The 25,456-nt window shown below is 63.7% G+C and carries 23 protein-coding genes; 19 read left to right on the top strand and 4 right to left on the bottom strand.

All coding sequences use genetic code 11. From position 1 onward, the window contains the following. Positions 1 to 82: 82 nt before the first annotated feature. Positions 83 to 1,477 carry a hypothetical protein gene (locus PQR42_RS33400; RefSeq protein WP_408494743.1) on the top strand — a complete coding sequence of 465 codons (1,395 nt, stop codon included), beginning with the start codon at positions 83 to 85 and terminating at the stop codon, positions 1,475 to 1,477. Positions 1,478 to 1,564: 87 nt separating this feature from the next. Here PQR42_RS33400 and PQR42_RS33395 read toward each other — a convergent pair whose 3' ends face one another. Both PQR42_RS33395 and PQR42_RS33390 read right to left on the bottom strand, forming a co-directional pair. Next, the gene (locus PQR42_RS33395; RefSeq protein WP_408389416.1) at positions 1,565 to 2,164 is read right to left on the bottom strand and encodes a short chain dehydrogenase; all 600 of its coding nucleotides are present in this window, start codon (positions 2,162 to 2,164) and stop codon (positions 1,565 to 1,567) included. Between the two features lie 187 nt (positions 2,165 to 2,351). Next, entirely contained in the window at positions 2,352 to 2,792 is a 441-nt protein-coding gene (locus PQR42_RS33390; protein ID WP_408219351.1) for a YkgJ family cysteine cluster protein, read from the bottom strand. Between the two features lie 82 nt (positions 2,793 to 2,874). Here PQR42_RS33390 and PQR42_RS33385 point away from each other — a divergent pair, with 82 nt between their 5' ends. The 7 genes from PQR42_RS33385 (at position 2,875) to PQR42_RS33355 (ending at position 9,506) form a co-directional block, all read left to right on the top strand. After that, positions 2,875 to 3,108 carry a hypothetical protein gene (locus PQR42_RS33385; RefSeq protein ID WP_408389418.1) on the top strand — a complete coding sequence of 78 codons (234 nt, stop codon included), beginning with the start codon at positions 2,875 to 2,877 and terminating at the stop codon, positions 3,106 to 3,108. A 581-nt stretch (positions 3,109 to 3,689) separates the two neighbouring features. Further along, positions 3,690 to 4,490: an acetoacetate decarboxylase family protein gene (locus tag PQR42_RS33380; protein ID WP_408389420.1), complete on the top strand. Its 801-nt coding sequence runs from the start codon at positions 3,690 to 3,692 to the stop codon at positions 4,488 to 4,490. A gap of 31 nt (positions 4,491 to 4,521) precedes the next feature. Then, complete coding sequence (locus PQR42_RS33375; protein WP_408389422.1) at positions 4,522 to 4,896, top strand: tautomerase family protein; 375 nt, start codon at positions 4,522 to 4,524, stop codon at positions 4,894 to 4,896. 174 nt (positions 4,897 to 5,070) lie between these two features. Continuing rightward, entirely contained in the window at positions 5,071 to 6,120 is a 1,050-nt protein-coding gene (locus PQR42_RS33370; RefSeq protein ID WP_408389424.1) for a Rieske 2Fe-2S domain-containing protein, read from the top strand. 67 nt (positions 6,121 to 6,187) lie between these two features. Further along, entirely contained in the window at positions 6,188 to 7,552 is a 1,365-nt protein-coding gene (locus PQR42_RS33365; protein WP_408389426.1) for an MFS transporter, read from the top strand. Between the two features lie 22 nt (positions 7,553 to 7,574). Further along, positions 7,575 to 8,522, top strand: coding sequence for a PDR/VanB family oxidoreductase (locus PQR42_RS33360; protein ID WP_408389428.1), 948 nt, complete (start codon positions 7,575 to 7,577; stop codon positions 8,520 to 8,522). A gap of 75 nt (positions 8,523 to 8,597) precedes the next feature. Further along, complete coding sequence (locus PQR42_RS33355) at positions 8,598 to 9,506, top strand: LysR substrate-binding domain-containing protein (RefSeq protein WP_408389430.1); 909 nt, start codon at positions 8,598 to 8,600, stop codon at positions 9,504 to 9,506. A gap of 23 nt (positions 9,507 to 9,529) precedes the next feature. Here PQR42_RS33355 and PQR42_RS33350 read toward each other — a convergent pair whose 3' ends face one another. Continuing rightward, a complete protein-coding gene (locus tag PQR42_RS33350; RefSeq protein ID WP_408389454.1) occupies positions 9,530 to 10,765 on the bottom strand; it encodes a citrate synthase in 1,236 nt (411 codons plus the stop codon). A 266-nt stretch (positions 10,766 to 11,031) separates the two neighbouring features. Here PQR42_RS33350 and PQR42_RS33345 point away from each other — a divergent pair, with 266 nt between their 5' ends. The 8 genes from PQR42_RS33345 (at position 11,032) to PQR42_RS33310 (ending at position 19,222) form a co-directional block, all read left to right on the top strand. Beyond that, positions 11,032 to 12,159: a cupin domain-containing protein gene (locus tag PQR42_RS33345; RefSeq protein ID WP_408219328.1), complete on the top strand. Its 1,128-nt coding sequence runs from the start codon at positions 11,032 to 11,034 to the stop codon at positions 12,157 to 12,159. A gap of 28 nt (positions 12,160 to 12,187) precedes the next feature. Continuing rightward, positions 12,188 to 13,081: a 4-hydroxy-tetrahydrodipicolinate synthase gene (gene dapA, locus PQR42_RS33340; protein ID WP_408389432.1), complete on the top strand. Its 894-nt coding sequence runs from the start codon at positions 12,188 to 12,190 to the stop codon at positions 13,079 to 13,081. Positions 13,082 to 13,124: 43 nt separating this feature from the next. Then, on the top strand, positions 13,125 to 13,679 hold the full coding sequence (locus PQR42_RS33335; protein WP_408219322.1) for a hypothetical protein: 555 nt from the start codon (positions 13,125 to 13,127) through the stop codon (positions 13,677 to 13,679). Further along, positions 13,676 to 14,665, top strand: coding sequence for an ornithine cyclodeaminase family protein (locus PQR42_RS33330; protein WP_408389434.1), 990 nt, complete (start codon positions 13,676 to 13,678; stop codon positions 14,663 to 14,665). Before PQR42_RS33335 ends, PQR42_RS33330 begins: the two co-directional genes overlap by 4 nt. A 134-nt stretch (positions 14,666 to 14,799) precedes the next feature. Next, a complete protein-coding gene (locus PQR42_RS33325; RefSeq protein ID WP_408389436.1) occupies positions 14,800 to 15,861 on the top strand; it encodes a porin in 1,062 nt (353 codons plus the stop codon). Positions 15,862 to 15,875: 14 nt separating this feature from the next. Continuing rightward, entirely contained in the window at positions 15,876 to 17,237 is a 1,362-nt protein-coding gene (locus PQR42_RS33320; protein ID WP_408219313.1) for an MFS transporter, read from the top strand. A gap of 25 nt (positions 17,238 to 17,262) precedes the next feature. After that, positions 17,263 to 18,252, top strand: coding sequence for a substrate-binding domain-containing protein (locus PQR42_RS33315; protein WP_408389438.1), 990 nt, complete (start codon positions 17,263 to 17,265; stop codon positions 18,250 to 18,252). 49 nt (positions 18,253 to 18,301) lie between these two features. After that, positions 18,302 to 19,222 (top strand): alpha/beta hydrolase, encoded by a 921-nt coding sequence (locus tag PQR42_RS33310; RefSeq protein ID WP_408494738.1) that lies wholly within the window; start codon positions 18,302 to 18,304, stop codon positions 19,220 to 19,222. Between the two features lie 29 nt (positions 19,223 to 19,251). On the opposite strand, the gene PQR42_RS33305 is transcribed toward PQR42_RS33310, so the two are convergent. After that, entirely contained in the window at positions 19,252 to 19,554 is a 303-nt protein-coding gene (locus PQR42_RS33305; RefSeq protein ID WP_408389442.1) for a hypothetical protein, read from the bottom strand. 193 nt (positions 19,555 to 19,747) lie between these two features. On the opposite strand from PQR42_RS33305, the gene PQR42_RS33300 reads away from it, so the two are divergent. The 3 genes from PQR42_RS33300 to PQR42_RS33290 all read left to right on the top strand — a co-directional run bounded on the left by PQR42_RS33300 (position 19,748) and on the right by PQR42_RS33290 (position 25,263). Further along, positions 19,748 to 21,040 carry an ATP citrate lyase citrate-binding domain-containing protein gene (locus PQR42_RS33300; RefSeq protein ID WP_408389444.1) on the top strand — a complete coding sequence of 431 codons (1,293 nt, stop codon included), beginning with the start codon at positions 19,748 to 19,750 and terminating at the stop codon, positions 21,038 to 21,040. Between the two features lie 42 nt (positions 21,041 to 21,082). Beyond that, positions 21,083 to 23,788, top strand: a complete 2,706-nt coding sequence (locus tag PQR42_RS33295; RefSeq protein WP_408389446.1) for a CoA-binding protein — start codon at positions 21,083 to 21,085, stop codon at positions 23,786 to 23,788. A 119-nt stretch (positions 23,789 to 23,907) separates the two neighbouring features. Next, positions 23,908 to 25,263, top strand: coding sequence for a 2-hydroxycarboxylate transporter family protein (locus PQR42_RS33290; protein ID WP_408219295.1), 1,356 nt, complete (start codon positions 23,908 to 23,910; stop codon positions 25,261 to 25,263). Positions 25,264 to 25,456 lie beyond the last annotated feature (193 nt).

Genomic DNA, 25,456 nt, shown 5'->3' with positions numbered 1-25,456 from the left:
TCACGATGATTGAACGCGGTGGTGGGGCGCGGCGCAGCAACTGCGCCGCGTGATGAATCTCACGGCCCCTCAAGGAGATGCCATGTCGGAACGATCGATGACGATCAATCTTACGAACTGGGCTGCCGGAATGACGCTCGAGTTCGGCAGCGCGGCCGCCAGTGACGGGCCTGTGCCGCAAGCGCAGCCGGGCGCGATCGGCTATGGACAAAAGATGGTGGCCAGCGCGCTCAACCGCTCGGGCGGCTGCACCGGCCGCTTCAGCCTGACTGCCAGCGCCGTGAATTTCGGCGTGTCATACAACCATCCGTCTGGAGCGGGTTCGACGACGGTGAGCGTGGATGCGTCGACCGGTTATATCTCGGGCGCCAATGCAACGACGTTTCCGGGGCACGACTCGGTGGCTTATCTGAATCTGTACCGGGCCATCAACGCCAACAATCGCGCGTGGGTCGTGCCGCTGGGTCTGCTCGATACGCCGGCGCGCAATAACAGCCAGGATTTCGTCAACAGCATGTTTGGCGAAGGGACGCGCGATGCGGCCGTCGTCACCACGGCGTACGGTAACGGTGCGCCGAATGGCTATATCGAGCCGGCGGATTTCACCGGCGGCCAGATGACAGGCTTCGCCGCGCAATGGGCGCGACAGTGGCTCGAGGGCGGCAGCATTTCAGGAAACAACGCGGCTTGTCCGCCGCAGGACGCGGCGTTGATCGGATTGCTCGCGCGTTACATGAGCGGTGCGGCGAGCAACGGACCGCTGACCATGTGGGTGCCGCAAATCACCTGGCAGGCGGGCACCAATCCGTCCGTGTTCGCCATCAGCGGCTATCGTGCGTTTCCATTCAGCGACGGCACGAACTGGAATAGCGCGAGCGTGACCGCGTTCACCAACTTGCTGGCGGCGGGCGCGCATTTCGTCGCCGTCAGTGCGAACGACGATCTGCCGGCTGGCGTGACCATGACCGCGTTCGATCAGTTCTTCACTTCGGCTGGCCTGCCAACCCGGCACGACATGGGCAACTCGCACTACGCGAGCGTGACCAATATCACCGGCACGTACTATCTGGATGTCAGCGGCAACTTCGCGCCGGCAAACTGCGCATTGATCCTGGCGTTTCTCGCCGGACGCACGGTCAACGATCCGTACGCGAGCGCAGGCAGCTACAACACGTTTATCCAGCTCGAAGGATGGCAAGCCGGTTCGCAACGCCATAACATCGACTACGACACGTACAAGCAGACCCTGTGGAATATTTCGACGTTCGGTGCGTGTCCGTACAGCGAGAAGCGTGCGACGACGATTTTTCTGGCGCCTTCAGGCTGGACGCCACAGCTCTATCAGACGACCTGCATGATGCCTTACGTCGGCGCCTATGCGGTTTCGCAAGGCACCCCGCAGGCGTGGCTGAACACCGCGGTCGTGCGGATTCCTGCCGATGCGCCCGTGCTTCCTGCGCGGTATGTGGGCGGTTAGCAGAGGTTGTGAGGCGCACTGTAGTGGGTCGATTGTTTAGACCAACCCGGCCCATCACGCGAGCAGTGTTGACGTCGCCGCCCTCGCTTACCACTTCGCGACCTGAATGACCCGGCCCGTGAAGTCCTCGACCAGACTCCGTTTGTACGCGTGGGCCACGGCCTCGGCGGGAACGCCGGCAGAGCGGGCCTGGCCCATCGCGGCAAGTGTTTCGGACACCCAGCCCGGACTGACGACATTGACCCGTGTCTTGCCCTGCAGTTCGAGTGCGGCCGACCTGCCGAACGCCTCGACCCCAGCATTCACGATACTCACGGCGGGGCTGCCTTGCATCGGATATTGGGCCAGGATGCCGCTGGTTAGTGTCAGGGATCCACCTTGCGTAACATGGCCGATGGAGCATCGGACGAGATTGACCTGCCCCATCAGCTTGTTGGCCAGACTGAACGAAAAATCTTCATCCGTCAGCGCTTCAAGCGGCGCGAATTTCGCCGCACCTGCGGCGCAAATCACGGCATCCACGGTTCCGAGTTGCTGATACATGGACACGATGGATGCTTTGTCTGCGAGGTCGACGGACAGGTCTGAGCCTGTACGGCTGGCGCCAATGATCTGGTGTTCGGGCGAAAGCAGGCGAACGATCTCTTTGCCGAGTAGTCCGGTTGCGCCGACTATCAGTACACGCATACGTTCTCCTATGTCTGGAAAGGTCACGCCGGCGCGGAACGACGCATCACGCAAGGCGTGAGGAGAAAGGACTTGAATATCGTACTACCTCTCGCGGCAATGTGAACGCTACGCGTCGTGCTGCGCCGCGGGCGCGCAAAAATGACCCGTTGGCTCTCGTAGAGAACCGGCAGGCCATGTCCGCCACTTACCACTGCGCGACGCCTGGCACAGTGGGCCGCGGCTTCAGCGGCAGTAGTCCGATATTTTTTCGCAATCGCTGACAATCGGGATTGGGTGTTCCATCCTCGAGCCATACTCGATATTCGCGACATGGCGACGGCCGCAGAGGGTAGATCTCGCACCGGATGCCTGGCTTGCCGACTACCCCGCGTAGAGCGACGCAACGACCATATCCGGCCTCCGTTCCCTTCATGCAGACAATGACTGGATTGACAGCAGATACGAGCTCATCCGGTACAGTGCCGCCTGGCGAACTCGCCATTTCACCCATGTACATCGACACCCGGAAGTGCTGGCAACACGCTCCGCACGACAGGCACGGGTTGCTTTCGTTGTCAGCCATATCCACGAAGACACGGTTGTCGTCCTGTACATGAAGTAGTTGAACGATTTTGCTGTTGGTCATATTCGTACTGAGCCGTTTATCGTACGGTCTGGTTTCCGCGGCTAGCAGTCCCCGACTTTGCAGGCTCGCATTGGGGCTTTTCGTGAATGCCGAAAAAGCGCAGGAAAACTTGACGCTCGTGACGGTGCGCCACGCGAACGCTGCATTCGTATGGGTGCTATCAAATGTGCATGGAGAAATTTGCCACGACGCACACCGTCTGCCGGCTGGCAAGACGGCGGCTGAAAGAGGAGCGCACGACGTCGTGCAAGTCAGACAGCGAAACTGCCAGAAAATCGACGACATCAATTACGCAAGACACCACTCCTTTATTTGAAGTTCGGGAGATTTTAGGGGTGCTTCAAACCGAGCGGCAAGTAAAAAGGCTGTAAAGAAAGTCTTGCTAATGGCGAATGAAAAAACGCGATAAGCACCGGAGTCGGCGTAGCAGTTTGCGCCGGGCATTCGCGCACGCCCCGCGGCCTGGCTCGCGAGGGAGGCAGGGCGCAGGTGACTACAGGTTCATGTAATAGCCGTTCTCCAGCACGCTGACTATGCTCATGGCAGGGTAGAGCAAGCGGACCGTCACATGGATTGACGATCCCGACCTTCGCTCGTTGGGCGAAGTTCCTTGCGGCGCCCGGGTGAGGCAAGCGCAGGTGCTACTGGCTTGCGGTTTGAGGCGTACAGACCGTGCAAATACGCTAGTCGGTGGTGCGATTTGGACAGCGTCAGCAGACGAGCCGCGGCACTATTGCCTCACTCGCGGCACGCTGGCTGGAGCGCTGCCGCGGATCGCATCGTGGCCACGAGTTGTGCCCTCGAACCGTCTGCGTCAGGTGATACGCGGCGTTTCGGAGCAACGCCACGATTCCACGTACGGCGACTTAGGGTCGCGCCAATTCAGGACGAAACGAGATGCCTAAAGCTTTTTCAGTTCCCATCACTCCGCAAGGAAAGTCCGCACTGGCGACGCTGCCGCCGTGGCACTATTCCAGCGACTGTCTCGCCATCGAATACTGGGCCGACCAGAAAGCAATCGCTGCGCTCCTGCCGCCAGGCGTCACGGTGGACGAGAAATCAGGAGGGCGCGCCTTCTTCTGGTTTCTGGACTGGCAGTTCACCGGCTCCAATGACGAAGTGACGGACCCTGCCCGGTATCAATACCGTGAGGCCTTCGTTCTGGTCGAGGCAGTCTTCGAGGGTCTGCCGATCAACTACTGCCCATACATCTTCGTCGACAACGATGCCGCCATCGCCCGCGGATGGGCGCAGGGATTTCCGAAGAAACTCGCCAGTGTCTATCAGACTCGCAGTTTCTCCGCTCCCAGTGCGGCGGCTGCGCCGCTTGCCAAAGGAAGTCGCTTCGGCGCCAGCGTGTCCGCGCACGGAGAGCGGCTGGCAACCGCCCGTATCCAACTCGAGGAACCTGTCGCCGACCCGACGACCGTGTTCAATCGGCCGACGACGATGCGCCGCTACTTTCCCCAACTCGCGGCCGGCCGTCAGGACAAGCCACCCGTCGACGAACTGACCATGTCGCTCACGGACAATCTCGCGATCGTGGATGTCTGGACCGGATCGGCAGAACTGAAGCTTCCCGAAGTCGATGGCGAGGACATGCATCTGATTGCTCCGCTGCGTGTCGGCCGGGGTTATCGACTTGGTATGGCGTACTCCGTGACCGACCTGCGCATTCTGAAGAACTACGTCGGCTGATCCGCGAAACGTCGATGGAGGATTCGCTCCCATGCCGCTCTATACCTTGATTACTCAGGACGGCGCACTCAGCGGTGACGCCAAGGCCAAGCTCGCGATGGAACTGACGACCCTGCATTCCGAATACGCGGGTGTGCCGAAAAATTGGGTGCATGTCGTGTTTCAGGAGTATGCGCCGGGCAGCGGGTTCACCGCAGGAGAACCCGAGGCAACTGCCGCGCTGACGCTTTTGATGCGCGCCGGGCGGCCACCTGAATACAAGCGGGAATTGATACAGCGTCTTTGGAAACTGTTTCAGACCGCGACGGGCGCGCCCGATGACCAGCTTGTCATCGGCATTCAGGAAGTGCCAGCCAGTCAGGCGATGGAGATGGGACAAGTCATGCCGGACATCGCGAACCAATAGGGTGAGGGGAGGACGCCAACCACCAGCCTTGCAAAGAGTCGACGCCTTCGCTCCCTGCGCCAGCCATCAAAAATTTGCGACTCAGCCAGCAAATAATTGCGTTTGTTCTGTCCGTCTTCCCCCGATAACCTGCGTATATCCCCAATACCAGCGTTATCCGAGGAAAGACGAGTCATGAAGCTTCTGAAAAACACGTGGTACGCGGCTGCCTGGAGCCGTGACATCGGGTCCGGGTTCGCCACTCGCGAGCTGCTGGGCGAGCCGCTGCTGCTGTATCGCAAGCACGACGGCTCGCCCGTCGCGATGATCGACCGGTGCCCGCATCGTTTTGCCCCGCTGTCGATGGGCAAGCGCGTCGGCGACGGCGTCGAGTGCGGTTATCACGGCCTGCAATTCGATTGCAGCGGCGCGTGCTCGCTGAATCCCCACGGCGACGGCCGCATTCCACCCGCCGCACGCGTGCGCGCGTTTCCCGCTGCGGACCGGCACGGGCTGATCTGGATCTGGGCGGGCGAGATGTCGCGCGCCGACCCGAGCCTGATCCCCGATTTCTCGCACCTGCTGTCGCCGCAACTGAAGACCGTCGGCGACCAGATGACGCAAAAAGCGCACTACGAGCTGGTCGTCGACAACCTGATGGACCTCTCGCACGTCAACTATCTGCATGCGCCGTATCAGCAGGTCGACGATTTCCTCAAGGCGAAACACGACGTGGTGCAGGAAGGCAGCGCGCTGGAGAGCCGCCGCACGATACCGGCCACGCGCGCGCCGCAATCGTTCCGGCCGTTTCTCGACGACCCGGACACGCCGGTCGAGTACTGGCTGAACATCCGCTGGCACGCGCCGGGATGCTGCATGCTGGAGACCGGCGTCGTGCCGGTCGGCAAGCCGCGCGAAGCGGGCCTCGTGCGTATCGGCACACATATCGTCACGCCGATCGGCGCGGCCTCGACGCAATATCTCTACGCGAGTTCGCGCAACTATCGCCTCGACGACGCCGAGGCCGACAATGAAACGACGCGCTGGCAACAGATGGGCTTTCACGAGCAGGACAAACCGATGATCGAAGGCGTGCAGACGCGCATGGGCGATCGCGAACTGCTGTCGATGCGGCCGATCCTGCTGGCGACCGACGCCGCCGCGATCCGCGCGCGGCGCCTGCTCGCGGCGATGATCGAAGCCGAAGCGCGCATCGACGAACCCGCCCCCGCCGCCGTCGCCTGAGTTGCGCGGACTACGCTTGAAAAACAAAACAGGTGGGACGCAAAGCGCCCGCTTTACGGAGACAAACATGCAATCGACCGCTTCGCCGGGCGCCGCCGCCTCGCTGATCGACAGCCGGCCGCTCTCGGCCTGCCAGCGCCTGATTCTCGTATTGTGCGGATCAGTGATCTTTCTCGACGGGCTCGACACCCAGTCGATCAGCGTGGCCACCAAGGCGATGGCGCATGCGCTGAACGTGCCGCTGGCGAGCTTCGGCGTGGTGTTCTCGGTGCTGCAACTCGGCGGCCTGATCGGCACCTTCGTGTTCGGCTATCTCGCCGACCGGGTCGGGCGCCGCCCGCTCGTGATCGTCGCGGCGCTGCTGATCGGCGCACTCACGCTCGGCACGGCGTCCGTGAACAACTACACGCAACTGCTGATCGTGCGTTTTCTCGGCGGCGTGGGCCTCGGCGGCATCTTTCCATGCGTGCTCGCGCTGGGCGCCGAATATGTGCACAGCCGCTCGAAAGGCCTCGCGGTCGCGCTGCTGTTCGCCAACTATTCGCTCGGCGCGGCGGTGGGCGCGATGATCAACGGCTACGTGCTGGCGCATTACGGCTGGCGCGCGGTGTATGTGGTCGGCGGCGTGCTGTCGATTGCCGCGGCGCTCGCGATCATCGCGTGGCTGCCGGAGTCGCCGCATTTCCTCGCCTCGCGCGGCAAGATGGACAAGCTGCGCGCGGTGTTCCTGCGCCTCTATCCCAACGAGGCGATCGACGTCGAGCCGCTGCGTGTGAACGCCGGGTCCGACGCGGCACAAAAGCCCGCGCGCGGCGGCGTGCCGGTGCGGGAGATTTTCAGCGAAGGGCGCACGGGTATCACGGTGCTGCTGCTCGGCATCCTGATGCTCAGCTACGCGACCATCAAGGTCATGACGGTGTGGCTCACGCCGCTGCTGCAGACGGCGGGCATTTCGGTGGTGCATACGTCGTACGTGCTGGCGAGCCTCGACATCGGCTCGATGCTCGGACTCGGCGTAGCGGGTTATGTCGTGAGCCGTTTCGGACCGACGCGATCGCTGTTGCCGTCGCTGCTGCTGCTCGCGGTCACCACCGTGGTGGTCGCTTTCGAAGTCACGCGTTTCGGCGTGCTGCTGCCAAGCGGCTTCGTGATTGGCTTCACGGGAGGAATCGGCCAGTCCGCGCCGCTCGCGCAGTTCGCGCTGATTTTTCCGACTCGCGTGCGTTCCACCGCGCTCGGCCTCGGTGGCGCCGCCGGCCAGATCGGCAAGATCGGCTCGCCGATGCTGGTGGGCGCGGTGCTTGCCAATGGCTGGAAACCCGAGACGATCCTCTTCGCCGTCGCTTTGCTGCCGGCAATCGGCGTACTGCTGATGCTTTGCGTGACGCTGTCGCGCCGCCACGCGGTGGCGAGCGTGAGCCAGAGCGCCTGACGACTTCACACTCAAAACTCATATGAAAGTAGGCATCGCACGAATCGAAGAAGCCGCAGCCGGCATCCGTGTATTCGAACTCGCGCCGCTCGACGGCAAGCCGCTGCCGCCCTATACGGCGGGCGCGCATATCAGCGTGCATCTGCCGGCCGGCCTCGTGCGCCAGTACTCGCTATGCGGGCGTCCGGAACAGGACGACGCTTACGTGATCGCAGTGCAGCATGCTGACGGATCGCGCGGCGGTTCGCGCGCGATGCATGCGCTGCAAGTGGGTGACAGCTTGCACGTCGAGGGGCCGCGTAACGACTTTCCGCTTGCGCGCGATGCGCGGCATTCGGTGCTGCTCGCGGGCGGCATCGGCATCACGCCGCTGTTGTGCATGGCCGAGCGGCTCGCGTGCGCCGGCGGTTCGTTCGAGCTGCATTACTGCGTGCGCGAACGCGAGCGCGCGGCCTTTCTCGACCGGCTCGCCGAGCCGCTGCTGCAAGGCCGCTGCACGCTCTATTTCGACGACGCGCCGGCCGACGCGCGGCTCGACTTCGAGCGCGTCATGCGCCGCTATCGCCCGGGTTGGCATCTGTACGTGTGCGGTCCCGCGGGCTTCATGGAGCATGCGCTCGTGACCGCGAAGCAGGCGGGTTGGCCGGACCGCGAACTGCATCGCGAGTACTTCGGCGCGCCCGTTGCCGATACCGCGAGCGACCGTGCGTTCAGTGTGCGGCTCGCGCGCAGCGGCCGGGTGGTGCAGGTGGGCGCCGCGCAAACGGTGGTGCAGGCGTTGGCCGCGCAGGGCGTGCACGTCGCGACGTCGTGTGAACAGGGCGTGTGCGGGACCTGTTTGACGCGCGTGCTGGCCGGACAGCCCGAGCATCGCGATCTGTATCTGACCGACGCCGAGCGCGCGTGCAACGACCAGTTCCTGCCGTGCTGCTCGCGTTCGCGATCGGACGAACTCGTGCTCGACCTGTGACGCGCGGCATACCCGGATTGCGGCGTGCGGCGCGCGTGAGTACGATGCGTGATGCTCGTCGACGGAGCCTTTCCCTTGAGTACGCACACGCTGCCCTCGATCAATCATCTGCGCAGCTTCCAGGTGATCGGCCACCATCTGAACCTCGTGCACGCGGCGCGCGAACTGCACCTGAGTCCATCGGCGCTGAGCTATCAACTCGGCGTACTCGAAGACCGGCTCGGCACGCGGCTCTTCACACGCACCGGCCGCGGCCTTGCCTTCACGGAAGCGGGGCGGCTGCTGCACGGCGAAGTCGATCAATGCCTGCAGCGGCTGTGGTCGGCATGGCAGCGCGTGGCGGCGAACGAACGCGCGGCGCCGCTGGTCGTGAATTCGCTGCCTACCTTCGCGATGCACTGGCTGCTGCCGAAACTCACGGCCGTGCAGGAACAATTCGCCAACGTGGAGATTCGCGTGTCGATCGCGCCGGTGGATCTCGAACGCGATGCGCTCGATTGCGCGATCGCATACGGCGACGGCCGCTGGCCCGGCGCGCAATGCGATTTTCTGCGCGCGGAGTCGCTGATCGTGGTGTGCTCGCCCGCGGCGATCGCGGCCAACGGTCCGCTAACCAGCGTCGCCGATCTCGCGCGCTTCACGCTGCTCACGGCAAAGACTCGGCCGGACGACTGGACCTTGTGGGCGGATGCCGCGCGCGACCCGCTGCCCGCCGGCGGCCGGCAATTGCTGCTCGCGTCGCGCATCATGGTGATTCAGGCCGCCTGCGAGAGCCTCGGCGTGGCCGTCGTCGATCCCGCGATGGTGCGGGCCGAGCTGTCGTCCGGGCGGCTCGTGCAGGCGCTGCCGCATACCGCACGCGGCCAAGGCTCGTACTACCTGGTGTATCCGCTGGACGAGGAATCGCTCGCGCGCGTCGCCGCGTTTCGCACGTGGCTGCTCGCCGAGATGGCGCGCGACAACGCCGCGGATACGCCCGGCTGAATACTTCGCCGCCGATCGCGCGGCTACATGCGCAATCCCGCGATGTACTTCGCGCGCGGCCGCAGCAGGAAGGCTTGCGCGCGCTGCTCCAGCACATGCGCGACCCAGCCGGCCGTGCGGCTGATGATCCAGAGCGCGGTAGCAGTGCCGTCCGGTAGCCCGAGCGCACGCGCCAGCACGACGAGCGCGATCGCCACGCCCGGATGCATCGACAGCCGTTCCTCGGCGAGCGCGAGGAATTCGAGCGTCGGGGCGGTGTCCGGCGTCGCGTTCGCCAGCGCGCGCACCTGTTCGAGAACCAGATTGGCGCGCACGTCGCCCTCCGGATACAGCGGATGGTTGAAGCCGAACAGGCTCGCGCCCACTTCGCGCACGAGCTGCAGGCGGGCGACCGGGTCGGAGTGGGACACGTCGCGCAACAACAGCGTTTCCACTTTCTCGGTTGCGGTGCCGGTCGAGAAGCCGACGTGCGAGCCGATCGCCGCCGCGATGCAGTTGTAGAGATCGGCATTGGTCGACGCCGCGACGCGTGCGGCGAAGGTTGCCGGCGCGAGTTCGTTGTCGGCGAGTACGGTGAGCGCGCCGTTGATCGCGAAGACCGCATCGGGCGTGCAGGTGCCGCCCGCCGCGCGCAGCAGATAGGCCGCGAGGCTCTCGCCGCGCTCGCGCATCACGAACGCGCGCTGCTTGCTCAGAAAGCCGAGGCAGCCCGCCATTGTCTGCATGATGAGGCGCGCGGCCTGCACGGCGCTGCCGTCGGAGATTTCCGCCGCGCCGCGACCTTGCATGCCGAGCGCGAGCGGCACCATGCCGAGCAGATTGGCGATGTCGCTGCCTTCCAGCTTGCCCGCATAGGCGCCGAACAGCGGCAGCACCGCTTGCGGCGTGTCGAGCGCGCCCCATGCGGTGACGCCGTCCTGCCAGACACCGGTCATCAGCAACTGCGAGACGGATTCGAACGACGAGCCCGCCTTCGCCATTTCGACGGCCGAGCGGTTGCGATACAGCGGCCCTTGCGCCGTGATGTGCGTGATCGCCGACGCGAGCACCGGCTCGCCCCAGCGCATGGTCGATTCCGCCGCCGCGGCCTTCGGCATGCGTCCGCGCTTGCGGCTGCCCACGCGTTCGACGTCGGCGCGCACGTACAGGCTGCGGCGGCCGTCGTCGTGCGGCGCGGTGCCGATCATTCCACGACTTACGTACGAGTAAAGCGTGGCCGGCTTGATGTTGAGCCGCGCCAGCACTTCCTCGCGTGTCATCAGATCTTTGGTTGTCATGGAATCAATACAATCAATATAAATTCATCGCCAAAGGGTACGCGACGTCTGATTGAAAGTCCACACCAATGCGGATGAACGGGCCATTCACCCCCATTGCAACGCCACCGGAAATCAAAAACAATTTTATGTTGATTTGAAATATCAATCTTGATTGATAAATCGCGGGCGAGTAATTTTCAATCCTCGATTCCATTCCCGCGACTGTCCGGCTGAGCTTCGGACAGTTGCCTTGAGGAGACCTTCCGATGCATGACCTGAGACGCGAATTCGGTCCGGCGCAAGCAAGCTTCGTCGACCAGACGGGCCAGCGCCCCCGCGACAATCACTACTGGGCGCCCGTTATCGTGAGCCGCGAGCAGATCGACGCGGAGGTGGCGCGGCTGGCCGCGTTGCCGAAGCCGTCCGACGGCCGCCGTCATTCCCTGATCGTTCATCCGTCCGCGCGCGACGGCTCGCCGGGACTCGCGCCCGGCATTCAGGTGTCGTTGCAGGTGCTGCTGCCGGGCGAAACCACCGAGTCGATGCGCCACAACGCGACCGAGGTGAATTTCTGCATACGCGGCGGCGGTTCGACGCGCGTCGCGGGCCGCACCATCGCGTTCCGTCAATACGACGTCTGGAATCATCCGGCCTTCGTCGCGTACTCGCATACGAACGACACCAGCGACATCCAGGTGCGGCTCGTCTATTCGAACATCCCGTTGCTGCAGCACATGGAGGTGTACGTGCCCGAGTTCGGCGTCGAACTCGAAGTGCCGACTGAAACGGTCACCGCGCATGCGAGCGACGACCCGAAGCGCCGCAATCCGTTCGGCACGTTTGCGATCGGCGACGACGGCGGTCTGCTGATGCCGTACGAAACGCTGATCAATCCGCAAGTGGTCGACTCGCGTCCGCTGCACTTTCCGTGGCAACAGGTGAAGAGCGAACTCGACAAGCTCGAGGCGCTCGGCAGCGAGTACGTCGGCCGGCGGCTGTACATGATGTACAACCCGGTCACGGGCCGCACCAACGGCATCACGCCGAACTTCTTCGCGACGATGACGATCCGCCCGCCGAAGATCGTCGACCGTCCGCATCGCCATGTGTCGTCGGCGATCAACTACTACTTCTCCGGCTCCGGCTACAGCATGGTGGCGGGCAACCGTTACGAGTGGAAAGCCGGCGACCTGATGCTGTCGGCGCCGGGCTGGGCCGTGCATAACCACGCGTCGTACGACGATTACGTGTACGAGCTGACCATCCAGGACCAGCCGCTGAACATCTACATGCAATCGCTGCTGTGGCAGGAGAGCCTGAAGGAGCCGCCCGCGCTGCTCGGTACGCAGACGGGTTTTTCGACCAATCGCGCGAACTCCGCCAAGGCCGCGTAAGCGGCGCCATCGACAAGGAATCCGAATCATGCGCGATATCTCATGGCTGAAGGGCTCGATCACGCCGATCGTCACCCCGTTCCGCAACCAGGCGGTCGATTACGAAACCTATGCGCGGCTCGTCGACTGGCAGATCGTCAACGGCGGGCACGGCGTGCTCGTCAACGGTACGACGGCCGAACCGAGCCTGCTGACGGTCGCCGAGCGCAACCGTCTGGTCGACGTGGCCGTCGAAGCCGCCGCGGGCCGGGTGCCGGTGCTGGCCGCAACCGGTTCGCAGTCGCATGCCGAAACCGTCGAGTTGACGCAGCACGCAGACAAGGCCGGTGCCGACGCAATGCTGGTGGTCACACCGTACTACATCCGTCCGCCGCAACGCGGCCTCGTCGAGTATTACGCGGACATCGGCGCGCGCACGGAACGGCCGTTGCTGATCTATCACATCCCGGGGCGCGCCGCGGTCAGCATGGATCTGGCGACCGTCAAGGCGATCCGGGAACGCGTGCCGAACATGGCCGGTATGAAGCACGCGGTCAACGACATGGGTTTCGTCACGCACATGCTCGACGCGTTCGGGCCGGACTGGCGCGTGTTCGTCGGTCTCGAAGAGTTGAGTTATCCGATGCTCGCGGTCGGCGCGTGCGGTCTGATGAACGCGGTCGGCAACCTCGCGCCGCGCAAGGTTGCCAATCTGGTCGAAGCCGTCGAGCGTGACGACTACGCGGTCGCCCGCAAGCTGCACTTCGCGCTGTTCGAGCTGAACCAGTCGGTCTTCTACGACACGAACCCGATCCCGATCAAGTACATGATGAAGCGGATGGGCCTGATCCCCGCCAACGAGCACCGCCTGCCGATGATGCCCGCCACGCGCGAGCTCGAAGCGCGGCTCGATGGCGTGCTCGATCGCGCCGGGCTGCTCTGAGCGTGTTGCGACGACCCGAACCACAACGATCCCGGAGACAACGATGAGCGACAGGATCCCACGGTTGGAGATGGCCGGCATGCGGCCCGATCTGGCCGCCTATCTGACGCCGCGCGTCGAGCGGTTGCGCTATCTCGGCGAGCTGTTCAAGTGCGTGGGGCATGCGCCCGACGTGACGCTGCAATTCATGCATTTCACCGATGCGCTCAAACACGCATTGCCCGACCGTCTGACCGAACTCGGCGCGCTGACCGTGGCGAGCTACATGGAGAACCGCTATGAGCGCCACCAGCACGAACGGCTGAGCGACAAACTCGGTTTTTCGCGCGAGTGGATCGCGCAGGTCAACCGGCTCGATCCCGCCGCGGCAACGGAACTGAGCGACCTCGAAAAGGCCGCGCAAACCTATGCGCTCAAGGCGCTGCGCACGCGCGGGCTCGAAGCGCAAGCGGAGTTCGACACGCTCGCGAGTTTGCTGAGTCCCGCTGAAGCGATGGCCTTCGTGATGCTGATCGGCCGCTACGTCACGCATGCGCTTGCCGTCAATACGCTGGGGCTGAAGCCGCCGGTGCCTTCCATCTTCGAGGGCGAGCAATGAGCGCGACAAGCACGCCGGTGTGGATTTCCGAGCAACAGATCGTTTCGCTGATGAACCTCTCCGGCGCCATCGAGGCGCTCGAAGACGGGCTCGCGCAGCAGGCGAGCGGGGTGGCGCGCAACATGGGCAAGACGCACGTCGCGTGGGAGCATAACAATCTGCACGCGATCGGTGCGGCGTACCAGCAGGCCGGGATCGTCGGCACCAAGACCTGGGCGCATACGGAGGGCGGCGCGTGTCCGCTGCTGATTCTGTTCGATAGCGGGAACGGCCAATTGAGGGCGATTCTGGAGGCGTTCGCGCTCGGCCAGATGCGTACCGGTGGCATTTCGGGCGTCGCGACGAAGTGGCTCGCGCGGCCCGATGCGGAGGTGTTCGCGCTGATCGGGACCGGCAAGCAGGCGCTCGCGCAACTCGCGGCGGTGGCTGCGGTGCGACCGCTGAAGCTGGTGCGCGTGTACAGTCCGACGCCCGCCAAGCGCCGCGCGTTCGTCGAACAGGCGCGCGGCAGGTTCGACATCGAAATCGTCGAAGCGGCTTCAGTGGAAGCCGCGGTCCGCGATGCGCCGATCGTCACGACCGTGACGCGCGCCACCGAAGCGTTTCTGCCGGCCGCGGCGCTGGCATACGGCACGCACGTGAATGCGGTGGGGGCGATCACGGAAGAACGAATCGAACTCGCCGACGATGTGTTCGCCCGCTGCACGCGTGCCGTGGTCGACGACCTCGGCGCGGCAAAGCGGCTGTCGACGGAGTTCGCGCGCGCGTTCGGCGCGCGGGATGGCTGGAGCGCGGTGACGCCGCTTTGCGACGTGGTCGCGCAACGTCTCGCGCGCGCGGCGTCCGACGACATCACGGTGTTCAAGGCGATGGGCATGGGCGTGTCGGACCTTGCGCTCGGTCTGCGTCTGTACGCGCTCGCCAGGCAGGCGGGGCTCGGCGCGCCGCTGCCGCAGCCGCGTCGCGAGCCGCCACGGCTGGATTGACGACGCGTTGATCCCGGCAGGATCGCCCGTGTCGTGTAGTGCGATCTTGCCGGCAGTCGGTTTGCCAAGTCCCGTAACGCCAATTCGGAATCCGAAAAAATAAACATCAATACAATAACCCTGGAGACACAAACGTGAAGAAACGCCACGCCCTCGCGGCGTTCACCGTGTCATGCGCCGCCGTCCCGGCCGCGCATGCGCAAAGTTCGGTGACGCTCTACGGCATCGCCGACGTCGGTATCGAAGTCATCAATCATGTGCCCGGACCCAACGGCACCTCCGGCACCGCCGTGCGCATGGAGTCCGGCAGCCTCGCCGGTTCGCGTTGGGGCTTGCGCGGGCAGGAAGACCTGGGCGGCGGACTGAAGGCCGTGTTCGATCTGGAGAACGGTTTCTCGATCAACAACGGCGCGCTCGGACAGGGCGGCCGGATGTTTGGACGCAAGGCGTACGTCGGCTTGAGCACACCGTACGGCGATGTGACGCTTGGCCGTCAGTACAATCTTATCTACGAGTTGATGTACGTGTACGACCCGCTCAACTTCAATCCGAGCTATTCGGCGCAGGGTTACGATCCGACGCTGGTAGGCCGCGCGGACAATTCGGTGCGATATCTGGCGAGGTTTTCGGGTGTGACGTTCGCCGCGTTGTACAGCACGGGCTTCGATTCGACGATTGTGAACGGCGCGCAGGTGCCCGGCCACTCGAAGGTCGGTCGCGAATATAGCTTTGCGCTGCAATACGCGGGCGGGCCCGCCAATGTCGGGGTCGCGTACGACCAGATGCAGGGCACCTCGATCGCCACGCAAGACGTCACGCAGATGCGCGTGGTGGGCGGCGGATCGTACGCGTTCGGACCGGTGAAAGCGTATGTCGGCACGCGCTGGCTCAACATCCGCAACAGCACGGCGCTGCAAAGCTCGCTGCTGTACTGGCTGGGCGCCACGTGGCAGGCGAGCGCGCCGCTCACGCTATCGCTGGGCGGCTATCAGGAGCGCATTCGCGGCAGCGGGCAGAAGACATCGAGCGGTGTGCTGCTCGCCGACTATTTTCTGTCCAAGAGCACCGACCTCTACGCGGAGGTCTCGTATGTCAGCAACTCCAACGGCCTGAACATCGGCGTGCGCGCGATCGGCGACGTGACGACGGGCAGCAACCAGACCGGCGCGATGGTCGGCATCAAACACAGTTTCTGAGAGCGGAGAAGATCATGGCTCAACTTAAAGTGTCGATGCCGGCCAGCCGCATCGATGTCCGGCAGGAACTGGAGGAGGCGCGCCTTGGCGGCTTCCATATTCGTCTGGGTATCCTGATCTCGCTGATTCTGTTGTTCGACGGCTACGATCTGTACAACTCGGCGTATATCGTTCACTACGTGGCGGGACCGTGGGGCTTGTCGCCGGTGCGGATCGGCGTGATGCTGTCGAGCGGGCTTGCCGGGTTCGCCGCCGGGTCGGCCGTCAGCGGTCTGCTCGGCGACCGCTTCGGGCGCCGCAAGATCCTGCTGCTCGGCTGCTGGGGCTCCGGTGTGATGAGCCTTGCGATCGCGCTATTCGCGCACGACCTCGCGTCGTACATCGCACTGCGTCTGACGATGGGCCTTGCACTCGGCCTGCTGATGCCGCTCGCGGTCACCTACATCAACGAGATCGCGCCGACACGCTCGTCCAACGTCTTCACGATCGTGTTCTTCTCGCTCGGATGGGTGAGCGGATCGTCGTCGGCGGGGCTGATCGCGGCCTGGCTCACGCCGCATTACGGATGGCAGAGCCTTTACTACGTTGGCGGCATTGCGCTGGTGTTCGCGATGGCGATCCAGCTATGGCTGCCGGAGTCGCCGCGCTTTCTCGCCAATCGAGGCCGGTGGGAGGAGTTGAAGCCGCTGCTCTACAAGTTGCGTCCGGAACGCGCCGCTGCGTACGATGTGGGCGAGTTCGCCGCGGGCGGCACGCTTTCGCACAAGAGTCCGCTTCGTCAGTTGCTGGCACACGAATACCGGCTTCGTACCTTGAGTTTCTGGGCCGCCGGCGCGTTGAGCCTGTTCTCCGCTTACGGTCTGTCGGGCTGGCTGCCGACCATCATGCTCAAGCGCGGCGAGAATCTGTCTTCGAGCTTCGCCTACGGCTCGCTGTTCGCCGGCATGGCGGTGGCGGGTGGACTGATTGCCGGTTTCGCCGCCGACCGCGTCGGCGACCGCCGCAAGGTTCTCGCGCTGTCGTATCTGCTCGGCGCGGCGATGGTCGCGCTGCTGGCCTGGGCGACCGACCGCACGACCACGCTGCTTGCCGTGGCCGGCGCGGGCGCCTTCGTGGTCGGCTCGCAGATGGTGCTGAACAACCTCGTCGCGTCGGCTTATCCGACCGAAATGCGCGGCACGGGCGTCGGCATATTCCTCGGACTGTCGCGCGTCGGCGCGATGTTCGGCCCGGCCGTGGCCGGCCTCCTGCAGCAGTGGTCGGGCGGTCCGGGCATCATGTTCGTCGCGATCGGCGCGGCCGTGCTGATGACGGCGACCCTGGTGCTGACCGTCGGTCCGTCGCAACCGCATGCGGTCGTGACCAACGCCCATTGAAATTTTTGCTTCTACGAGAACCCTTATGTCAAGACTGTCCCTGAGCCTCGCCGTCAGCGATTACGACCACGTGCGCGATCTGGTCACCGGGCGCGTGCAGCCCGAAGGCATCGAACTGCTGCCTTCGATCCTGAACGTCGAGGAGATTTTTTATCGCACCACGCATTTCCAGGAGTGGGACATCTCGGAGATGTCGTTCGGCAAATACTCGTCGTTGCGTTCGCAAGGCGACGATCGCCTCGTCGGCTTGCCGGTGTTTCCGTCGCGTTCGTTCCGGCAGTCGTCGCTCTACGTGCGCCGCAGCGGCGCGGTGCGACGTCCGGAGGATTTGCGCGGCAAACGCATCGGCATTCCCGAATGGGCGCAAACCGCGGCGATCTATTCGCGCGGCTGGATCGCGCATTCGCTGGGTATTCCGCTGTCCGAGATCGAATGGGTGCAGGGCGGTGTGAACCAGGCGGGGCGTAAGGAAAAGGTCGACGTGCGGGTGCCGGAGGGCGTGTCGTATCGATCGGAGCCCGGGCATTCGTTGACGTCGCTGCTGCTCGACGACAAGATCGATGCGGTCATGAGCGCGCGTCCGCCCGAGCCGGACAGCGCTCGCGCGGACGAGATCGTGCGGCTTTACCCCGAATTCGTCGATGCCGAACGCGCGTACTACGAGGCGACCCGGATCTTTCCGATCATGCATCTGATCGTGCTGCGCCGCGAGACTTTCGAAAAGCACCGCTGGATTGCCGGCAATCTGCTAAAGGCCTTTGAAGAGGCGAAGCGCAACAGCCTCTACCGGCTGAGCGATATCACCTGCTCGCATTTTCCGCTGCCGTGGATGCCGTCGCGTGTCGCCGAAGCGCAAGCGCTGTTCGGCGCGGACATCTGGCCATACGGGCTCGAGCCTAACCGCACGACGCTCGAAGCGTTCCTCGAGTTCGGCTATGAGCAGGGCGTGTGCCATCGGCTGCTGAAGCCGGAGGAATTGTTTCCCGCTGAAACGCTCAGTGCGGTGCGCGTATGAACACGAAGCGCGGCAGGCAGGCGAGCCGTGGCATGAACCGGTGCGGCCGATGATCACGCTGCGCAAGACGGGCAGCTTCTTCGTCGGCGGGCGGAGTGTGAGCGTGAGCGGGCGGACGCCGTATCGGGTCACGCTGTCTTCGACATCGACGCGCGACTACGATCCGAATGGCACTTACTGGATCGAGGCGGCCTACGTGCAGTACTTCCTGCAGGCCACGCCGCGCTATCCGGTGCCGCTCGTGCTGATGCATGGCGGCGGTCTGACGGGTGCGATGTGGGAAGACACGCCCGACGGCAGGCCCGGCTGGCTCCAGCGACTGCTGGAAGAGGGCGTGTCGGTGTACGTCGTGGATAACGTCGAACGCGGACGCGCGGGATTCTGCGCGCTCGACGATATCTGGCCCGACCAGCCGTTGTCGCGCAGCGACGAGGAGTCCGCGAAGATCTACCGCTTCGGTTACGCCGGCCACCGTTTCCCGCTCGATGCGCTGCGCAGTCTTTCAGCGCAAACGGTGCCGCGTTGGCCTGGCACGATGGCGCTGCAACGGCAGGCGCTGATCGATGTGGTGACACGTATCGGACCGTGCGTGCTGCTCGGCTTTAGCCAGGGTGGCGGGCTCGTATTCGATGCGGCCGATGCGGCGCGCGACCAGGTGCGCGCATGCATCGCGCTGGAACCGCACGGCGTGCCCGCTTCGTTCGATGCGGGTTTGCAGGGCACGCCGGCGCTCGTCGTGTTCGGCGACTTCATCGATGAAGACGAAGCGTGGCGTGCGCATTCTGCTCGCGCGAACGCCTCGATGGCTGCCTGGAATGCAGCGGGCGGACGAGGCGAACGCATTGATCTGCCGGCGCTCGGCATGCGCGGCAACACGCACATGATGATGATGGATACCAACAGCGACGACGTGTTTCGTATCGTGCTCGACTGGCTCGACGGTTGTGCGGCGATGCGTGTGCTTGACTGATCGCGACGGGTCGTCGCGTCAAGGGCCCGTCAACCGACCTGCATCGGCAGGAGCACCATGTTCCACCCCGCGCGCCGAACCGCAGTCAATGTATGTCCGCTGGCTTTCTCTGGTGGATGAAGTTTAAGCCTGCGCCGCCGGCGAATTCTGAAGTTCGAGACTTTCCCCGCCGAACCGGCATTTTCGATACGCATCAAAACCAAATAAATCAAAGACATACGTGTGTCTGACAACCGTCGATCATTGGCACGGGCCTTGCATTCGTTCGTGCCATAGGCGTTTAACGCCATCAAGGCGTCCGTCCAGGGCGCGACCACGGAGACGACACCCATGATTCGATTGATTCCCTCTTGCGCAAACGCGCGGCGTTAGCACACCGCCATTCACCTTTTCCCAGCCGACTTCAGCTCCGACCGCCTTATGCGGCCGGCGGGAAAGATGCGTTCGTCAATGGGCTCTTCAATGCATGCCCCCGACGCTGCCAGCTCTCAGTTTCATTCAGGAAGCAACCCGAAAGGAGACGATATGCAAGTCACCGGAATGTTGTACGGCTCAAAACTGCTGAAGTTCGGCGGCTTTCCAACTGCCGAAGTGCTCGGCCCTGACGCGAGTGAAGAGCAGATCAAGGCTCTGATCGATCGTTATGGTTCAGTGTTTGTGAAGCCGATGTTCAAGGGCGGGATAGGCAAAAAGGGCAAGGCAGGACTGATCGGGCGCGCGAGCGACCTGAAAACCGCATTGAAGGAGAAGGAGCGCCTGTACTTCGCCGAACACCGGCATGGCAATCAGACTGCCAAGGCCAATGGCGTGACCTTCGAGGGCGCCGTGCCGGCTCAGCATGAAGTGTATTTCTCGATCACCGATTCGACGCGTTTCAGGGCGCCGACGATGACGATCACGCATCACGGCGGCGTCGACATCGAGGAGCTCGACCCCAGCATGATCGCGCACGTGCCATTCGATCCGCTAACCGGCCTGAAGGCGTTCGTCGTCGCCAACGCGCTGTCACGCCTGAATGCGCCTAAGGAGATCATTTCACCGCTGGTCCAACACCTGCCGAAGCTCTGGGAGCTGTATCACAACTTCGGCATGACTACGCTCGAACTGAATCCGATTCGCATGCAGCCGGGTCGCGACGGCCGGCTAACGCCCGTCGCCTGCGACTTCAAATGCGGCTTTGACCGCGACGACGTTCGCTGGCAGCGCCTCGACATACCCGCGCATGTGTTCTCGGTCGACTATTCCGATTTCGAATCGGAGATCAACCAGTTGCGGACCTACCAGGGCCAAAGCGACGTCTATGTGATCAACGAAAGCGGCACCATCCTCGCGCCGACTTTTGGCGGCGGAGCGAACTCGCTGGTGTCGGAGATGCTCGGCGACGACGCGATCATCTCCTCGGACTTTGGTGGAAATCCGCCGTACGAAAAGATGAAGGAAGTGGCGCGTATCTGCTTCAAGCACTGGCTGAAGCAGACCAACGTACTGTTCATCATCGGTGGGAAGTCGAACAACACCGATATCTTCGAGACCTTGCGCGCCATGGCCGATGCATTGCGCGAGCACTTCAGCAAGAACGGGCCGACGCCGCTCTACGTTGTGATCGGGCGCGGCGGACCGAATCTCGTGCGCGGCATGGGTGCGATGCGCGATACCTGCGATGCGCTCGGTTTGCCGTACAGCATTTTCGGATTCGATTCGGATATTAGCGAAGTCATCCAGTACGCGAAGGCAGCGGATGGATGGATGAAGGCAGGAGGCCGTGAACAGGTCGCCGCGCGGCTCAATAGTGCGCAAAGCGCGCCCGCTCAGGCATGAGCCGCCACAACTCGAGCGCATAGATCAATCTGGAGGAAGACCATGTACAGACAAGGTGCGGGAGATTTCAAATACTACGTCGGCATCAGTTCGCTCGCGCAGGCGGCCAGCCGCGAGGACCGCGTGTGCGTGCTGAACATACTCGGCGGCGAGTCGCGGCAGGTCACGCCGGTGGGCCACGTGTATTCGGGTGGCAACGTCGTTTTCGGCACATCGCCCGGGCGACGCGGACAGGTGCTCGAGACTTCGCTTGGCAATATCCCCGTGTACAACAGCGTGCTGGAGGGGCTGCAGGACGGCCACCGTTTCAATTGCGGGGTGATCTACTTGCCGCCATCCGCCGCGCGCGATGGCGTGGCCGAACTGATTCGCGTCAACCCCGAACTCAAGAAGATCTTCATCGTCACGGAGAAATTGTCTGTGCATGATTCGCGCGAGATACGGGCGATGGGGCAGCAAAACGGCATTGACATCTTCGGCGGCAACAGCCTCGGCATCGCCGATGCATGGAACCGCGTGCGCATCGGCGGTGCACTCGGCGGCGATAGTCCCGACGAGGCGCTAAAGAAAGGGTCGATCGCGATCTTCTCCAACTCGGGCAACTTCACCACGACGATCGCCACCTACCTGCGAATGGCCGGGTGGGGGACGACCACGCTCATGTCGAGCGGCAAGGACGTCTATATCCACTTCGCGGCGCCGGAGTTCGCGTTCGCGCTCGCCAATGACGCGCGCAGCAAAGCGGCCGTCCTGTACTCGGAGCCGGGCGGGTACTACGAGCTCGAAGCGGAATTCAGCAAACCGGTGGTGGCGTGCGTGGTCGGCCGCTGGAAGCAGAAGCTGACACGTGCCGTCGGCCATGCGGGAGCATTGGCCGGCGGCAATGACGACGCGGCGTCCAAGGAGCGCTGGTTCATGGAGAAGTTTGGCGTCGACCGGCCCTTCACACCGGACGATCCGGTATGCAGTGCAAGGGGCGCGCTGGTGACCAACATCGCCTACATTCCGGCCGCCCTGACCGCGGTCATGCGCGAGAACGGCGCGCGGCCGGATTTCGAGCCGGAAGGGAGTCTCGCGCTCAAACCGTGGTTTCGTTCGTCGAACGGAATTGCCATGCCGCCCGAGCTCGACTTGCCCGTTGTCGCGGCGCTGTCGCCGTATGACGCGCAGATCGCCACACTGAACCAGCAAGTCGGCATCGTGTTGCCGCGCCAGAACATGAAGGACGCTTCGGGCGCATCGCAGATGGACCCGGACACGCAGGTGACGAGCCTGCATGGCGTTCCGGTGCTGCAGGCCGCGCAGTATTCGCTCGAGGGTAACCTTTGTCTCGCGCTGCTGCACGAGCCGGGAGGCGTGAACGACGCCAGGCTTGTCAGCGTCGCGGTCGGAGCCGAGCTCAATCTGCATGGCGACGCGACGCTTGCAGCGGCGCAGGCTGCACGCGACGCGGGCAACGCGCCAAACAGCGTACTCGCGGCGGCGGTGAGCATTGTCGGCCCGCGTCGCGCGGACGGCGCGCGCCGGGCCGCGCGGGCGCTGGTCGAACTCGGCACCGCGGCGGGCTTGCGTGATGCGCTTGACGAAGATTTCGACGTCACGTCGATGCATCCGGATGCCGAGGCGAGCACGTTGCTCACGTGCGATGCGCCTGACGAAAAGGCCACGGCGATGCTCGCGGGTCTCACGAAAAGAGAAGCGCAGTCCGTGTTCATCCGCTATTTACAGAGCCTCGACGGGCATCCGAGTTCCGATGCCGTGCTGGCTGCCATCACCACGACGCTCGCGTGGGGACCGTTGATGCGCAAGCGCGTATCGCGGATGACCGTTGAAAATCTGCCATGGTGGATGCGCCTGTTCGGAACGCTGATCGGCGCGTCGGTCGATGCGGGCCAACATGAAGTGGGGCGCTTCTGCGGTATCGCGATGGACGAGGTGCTGGGACAACGCTCACTAACCGATGTTGCGTGTGCCGCGTTGATCGGGGGCAAGCCCGATGAAGCGGAGCTCTTCGGATTCCAGACACTCGTGGGCCTGCTGCTCACTAACGGACCCGGGGCGATCTCCGCGCAGGGAGCGAAGGGCGCGGTATCGGCAGACGGTCCCGAGACGCCGGAGCGCGTGCAACTGAACAAGGCAATGGTTGGCTTTCTCACGCACGCGGGCTACGCACATGGCGGCAATGGCTTCGAAGGCGTGGCGTTCCTGCTCGAGCGCTTCGAGGCGATAGCGATATCCGATCCCGGCGACCCGGCGCACGGTATCGACCTGAAGGCGATGGCCGCCGGATTCGCACGTGCCTATGGCGAGGAGCGGACACAGCGCAAGGAGGTCGGCGCACAGCAGGCGACCGCGCTGCCCTGCATCAACCATCCGGTGTTCAAGGGCAAGCCCGTCAACGTCGATCCACGTGAAGTGTTCGTACGTCAGCGCTTCGAAGAGCGGGGCGAATACAACGTGTTCCACCACTACTATCGGGAGCTGGTGCAGGCGCTCTACGACGAGAACGTGACGCGCAACGTGTTCGCGGTCAACGTCGATGCAGTGATTGCTTCGGTGCTGCTAAAGATGCTGTGGGCGCGCCATCGCGCGGGCGACTTCTCCAATGAAGCACTCGAGACCGCTGCCTTCACTGTGTTCCTGTATGGCCGGATGATCGGCTGCGCCGCGGAGATTGACGACCACCTGAATCGCGGTCGAAATCTCGACACTCGCACGCCTCAGGCCAACGTCCGGTTCGTCGCTTGAATCGTCGCTTGAACGGGCTGAAGGCTGCCACTACCATCCACTGATCAGACCAGGACCGGGCCGCATTCGACTGCTTTATAGCAATGCAGCACCGGTCTTCAACCGCGAGGAGACGCTTCGTGCAAATCACTTCACACACATCACATCCGGCGCCGGCGCAGCAACCCCAAATCAAGCCGCACTTCTGGCCTGAGGGCTGGTGGAAGCTGATGGAATACCGGATCGGTATTATTCCGCTGCCGGTCTACGTCATTCTGCTTGCGCTGATAGCAGGTTTCGCGATCACCGGAAAGGTGCCGGGCGAGATCTCGATGGCGATAGCCGTGCTGGCCTTTTTCGGTTTCACCTGCGCGGAGATCGGCAAGCGCCTGCCGATCGTCCGAAACATCGGAGCGGCCGCAATCTTCGCGACCTTCATCCCCTCGGCGCTGACCTACTACCATTTGCTGCCCAAGCCGATCCTCACGCTTACGACGGACTTCACGAAGTCGACCAACTTCCTCTACCTGTTCATCGCCTCGATTATCGTGGGCAGTATTCTGAGCATGGACCGCCGCGTGCTGATCCGGGGCTTCATCAAGATCTTCGTTCCGCTCGCCCTCGGTTCAGTCGCGGCAGGTATTGTCGGGACGCTGGTCGGCACAGCATTGGGTCTCGGCGCGCGCCATACGTTCTTCTATGTGGTGGTGCCGATCATGGCGGGTGGCATCGGCGAAGGCGCGATACCCTTGTCGATTGGCTATTCGGAAATCCTCCACCTGCCGCAGGGCGAGTTGTTCGCCCAGGTGCTGCCGCCAGTGATGCTCGGCAGTCTCACCGCGATCATCCTTGCAGGCGCGCTCGACATGGTCGGAAAACGCTTTCCGCATCTCACGGGTCAAGGCCGTCTGCAAGTCGGAGAGGAAGACGAAATGGATCCGGTGCAGGAGGAAATTCGCGGACATGTCGACGTCTCCCATATCGCGGCAGCGGGAATCACCGCCATCACGCTGTACCTGCTGGGGCTGATGTGCCGCAATATGTTCGGGCTGCCGGCGCCGGTGGCCATGTTGTTTCTCGCGGTGCTGGTCAAGCTCGCCCGGGCAGTGTCGCCGCCGTTGCAGGAAGGTGCCTTTGTCGTCTACAAGTTCTTCTCGACGGCCGTTACCTATCCGTTGCTGTTCGCGATCGGCGTGGCGATGACGCCGTGGGACAAACTGATGGCGGCGTTCACGCTAGCCAACATCATCACCATCGTCGCGACGGTGGCAACGCTAATGGGGACCGGGTTTGTGGTCGGGCGCATGTTGAAGATGTACCCTATCGATACGGCGATCGTGAACGCCTGTCACAGCGGACAGGGCGGGACCGGCGACGTTGCCATCCTCACCGCCGCCAACCGCATGCAACTGATGCCGTTTGCGCAGATCGCCACCCGCATCGGCGGGGCGATTGTCGTCACGGTCACGTTGATCGTGCTAGCGCGCATGGGATGATGATCGCTAGTGGCGACCGCCGGGACGCCGCTCTGCACGTCGGGATCGGCGGTCATTCTGCAATCGGGCGATCGGTGGGGCGACCTTGAGCATGAGGAAAAGCGGTATTCCAGTGTGGGGATTGGTGGCGGCCGCCGCGCTGTACTTCGGCGCGGGGGGCCCCCCCGGGGGGTTTTTGGGGGGGCCCGGGATC

This window comes from Paraburkholderia sediminicola (assembly GCF_046027355.1).
In the GTDB taxonomy this organism is placed as follows: Bacteria; Pseudomonadota; Gammaproteobacteria; order Burkholderiales; family Burkholderiaceae; genus Paraburkholderia; species Paraburkholderia sediminicola_B.
This window is presented reverse-complemented; position numbering and strand designations above follow the sequence as displayed.

Excerpts from the sequence above, each read along its gene's own strand:
- PQR42_RS33400 (WP_408494743.1), top strand. The coding sequence starts at position 83 with ATGTCGGAACGATCGATGACGATCAATCTTACGAACTGGGCTGCCGGA.
- PQR42_RS33395 (WP_408389416.1), bottom strand. The coding sequence starts at position 2,164 with ATGCGTGTACTGATAGTCGGCGCAACCGGACTACTCGGCAAAGAGATC.
- PQR42_RS33390 (WP_408219351.1), bottom strand. The coding sequence starts at position 2,792 with ATGACCAACAGCAAAATCGTTCAACTACTTCATGTACAGGACGACAAC.
- PQR42_RS33380 (WP_408389420.1), top strand. The coding sequence starts at position 3,690 with ATGCCTAAAGCTTTTTCAGTTCCCATCACTCCGCAAGGAAAGTCCGCA.
- PQR42_RS33375 (WP_408389422.1), top strand. The coding sequence starts at position 4,522 with ATGCCGCTCTATACCTTGATTACTCAGGACGGCGCACTCAGCGGTGAC.
- PQR42_RS33370 (WP_408389424.1), top strand. The coding sequence starts at position 5,071 with ATGAAGCTTCTGAAAAACACGTGGTACGCGGCTGCCTGGAGCCGTGAC.
- PQR42_RS33365 (WP_408389426.1), top strand. The coding sequence starts at position 6,188 with ATGCAATCGACCGCTTCGCCGGGCGCCGCCGCCTCGCTGATCGACAGC.
- PQR42_RS33360 (WP_408389428.1), top strand. The coding sequence starts at position 7,575 with ATGAAAGTAGGCATCGCACGAATCGAAGAAGCCGCAGCCGGCATCCGT.
- PQR42_RS33350 (WP_408389454.1), bottom strand. The coding sequence starts at position 10,765 with ATGACACGCGAGGAAGTGCTGGCGCGGCTCAACATCAAGCCGGCCACG.
- PQR42_RS33345 (WP_408219328.1), top strand. The coding sequence starts at position 11,032 with ATGCATGACCTGAGACGCGAATTCGGTCCGGCGCAAGCAAGCTTCGTC.
- dapA (WP_408389432.1), top strand. The coding sequence starts at position 12,188 with ATGCGCGATATCTCATGGCTGAAGGGCTCGATCACGCCGATCGTCACC.
- PQR42_RS33335 (WP_408219322.1), top strand. The coding sequence starts at position 13,125 with ATGAGCGACAGGATCCCACGGTTGGAGATGGCCGGCATGCGGCCCGAT.
- PQR42_RS33330 (WP_408389434.1), top strand. The coding sequence starts at position 13,676 with ATGAGCGCGACAAGCACGCCGGTGTGGATTTCCGAGCAACAGATCGTT.
- PQR42_RS33320 (WP_408219313.1), top strand. The coding sequence starts at position 15,876 with ATGGCTCAACTTAAAGTGTCGATGCCGGCCAGCCGCATCGATGTCCGG.
- PQR42_RS33315 (WP_408389438.1), top strand. The coding sequence starts at position 17,263 with ATGTCAAGACTGTCCCTGAGCCTCGCCGTCAGCGATTACGACCACGTG.
- PQR42_RS33310 (WP_408494738.1), top strand. The coding sequence starts at position 18,302 with ATGATCACGCTGCGCAAGACGGGCAGCTTCTTCGTCGGCGGGCGGAGT.
- PQR42_RS33305 (WP_408389442.1), bottom strand. The coding sequence starts at position 19,554 with ATGGGTGTCGTCTCCGTGGTCGCGCCCTGGACGGACGCCTTGATGGCG.
- PQR42_RS33300 (WP_408389444.1), top strand. The coding sequence starts at position 19,748 with ATGCAAGTCACCGGAATGTTGTACGGCTCAAAACTGCTGAAGTTCGGC.
- PQR42_RS33295 (WP_408389446.1), top strand. The coding sequence starts at position 21,083 with ATGTACAGACAAGGTGCGGGAGATTTCAAATACTACGTCGGCATCAGT.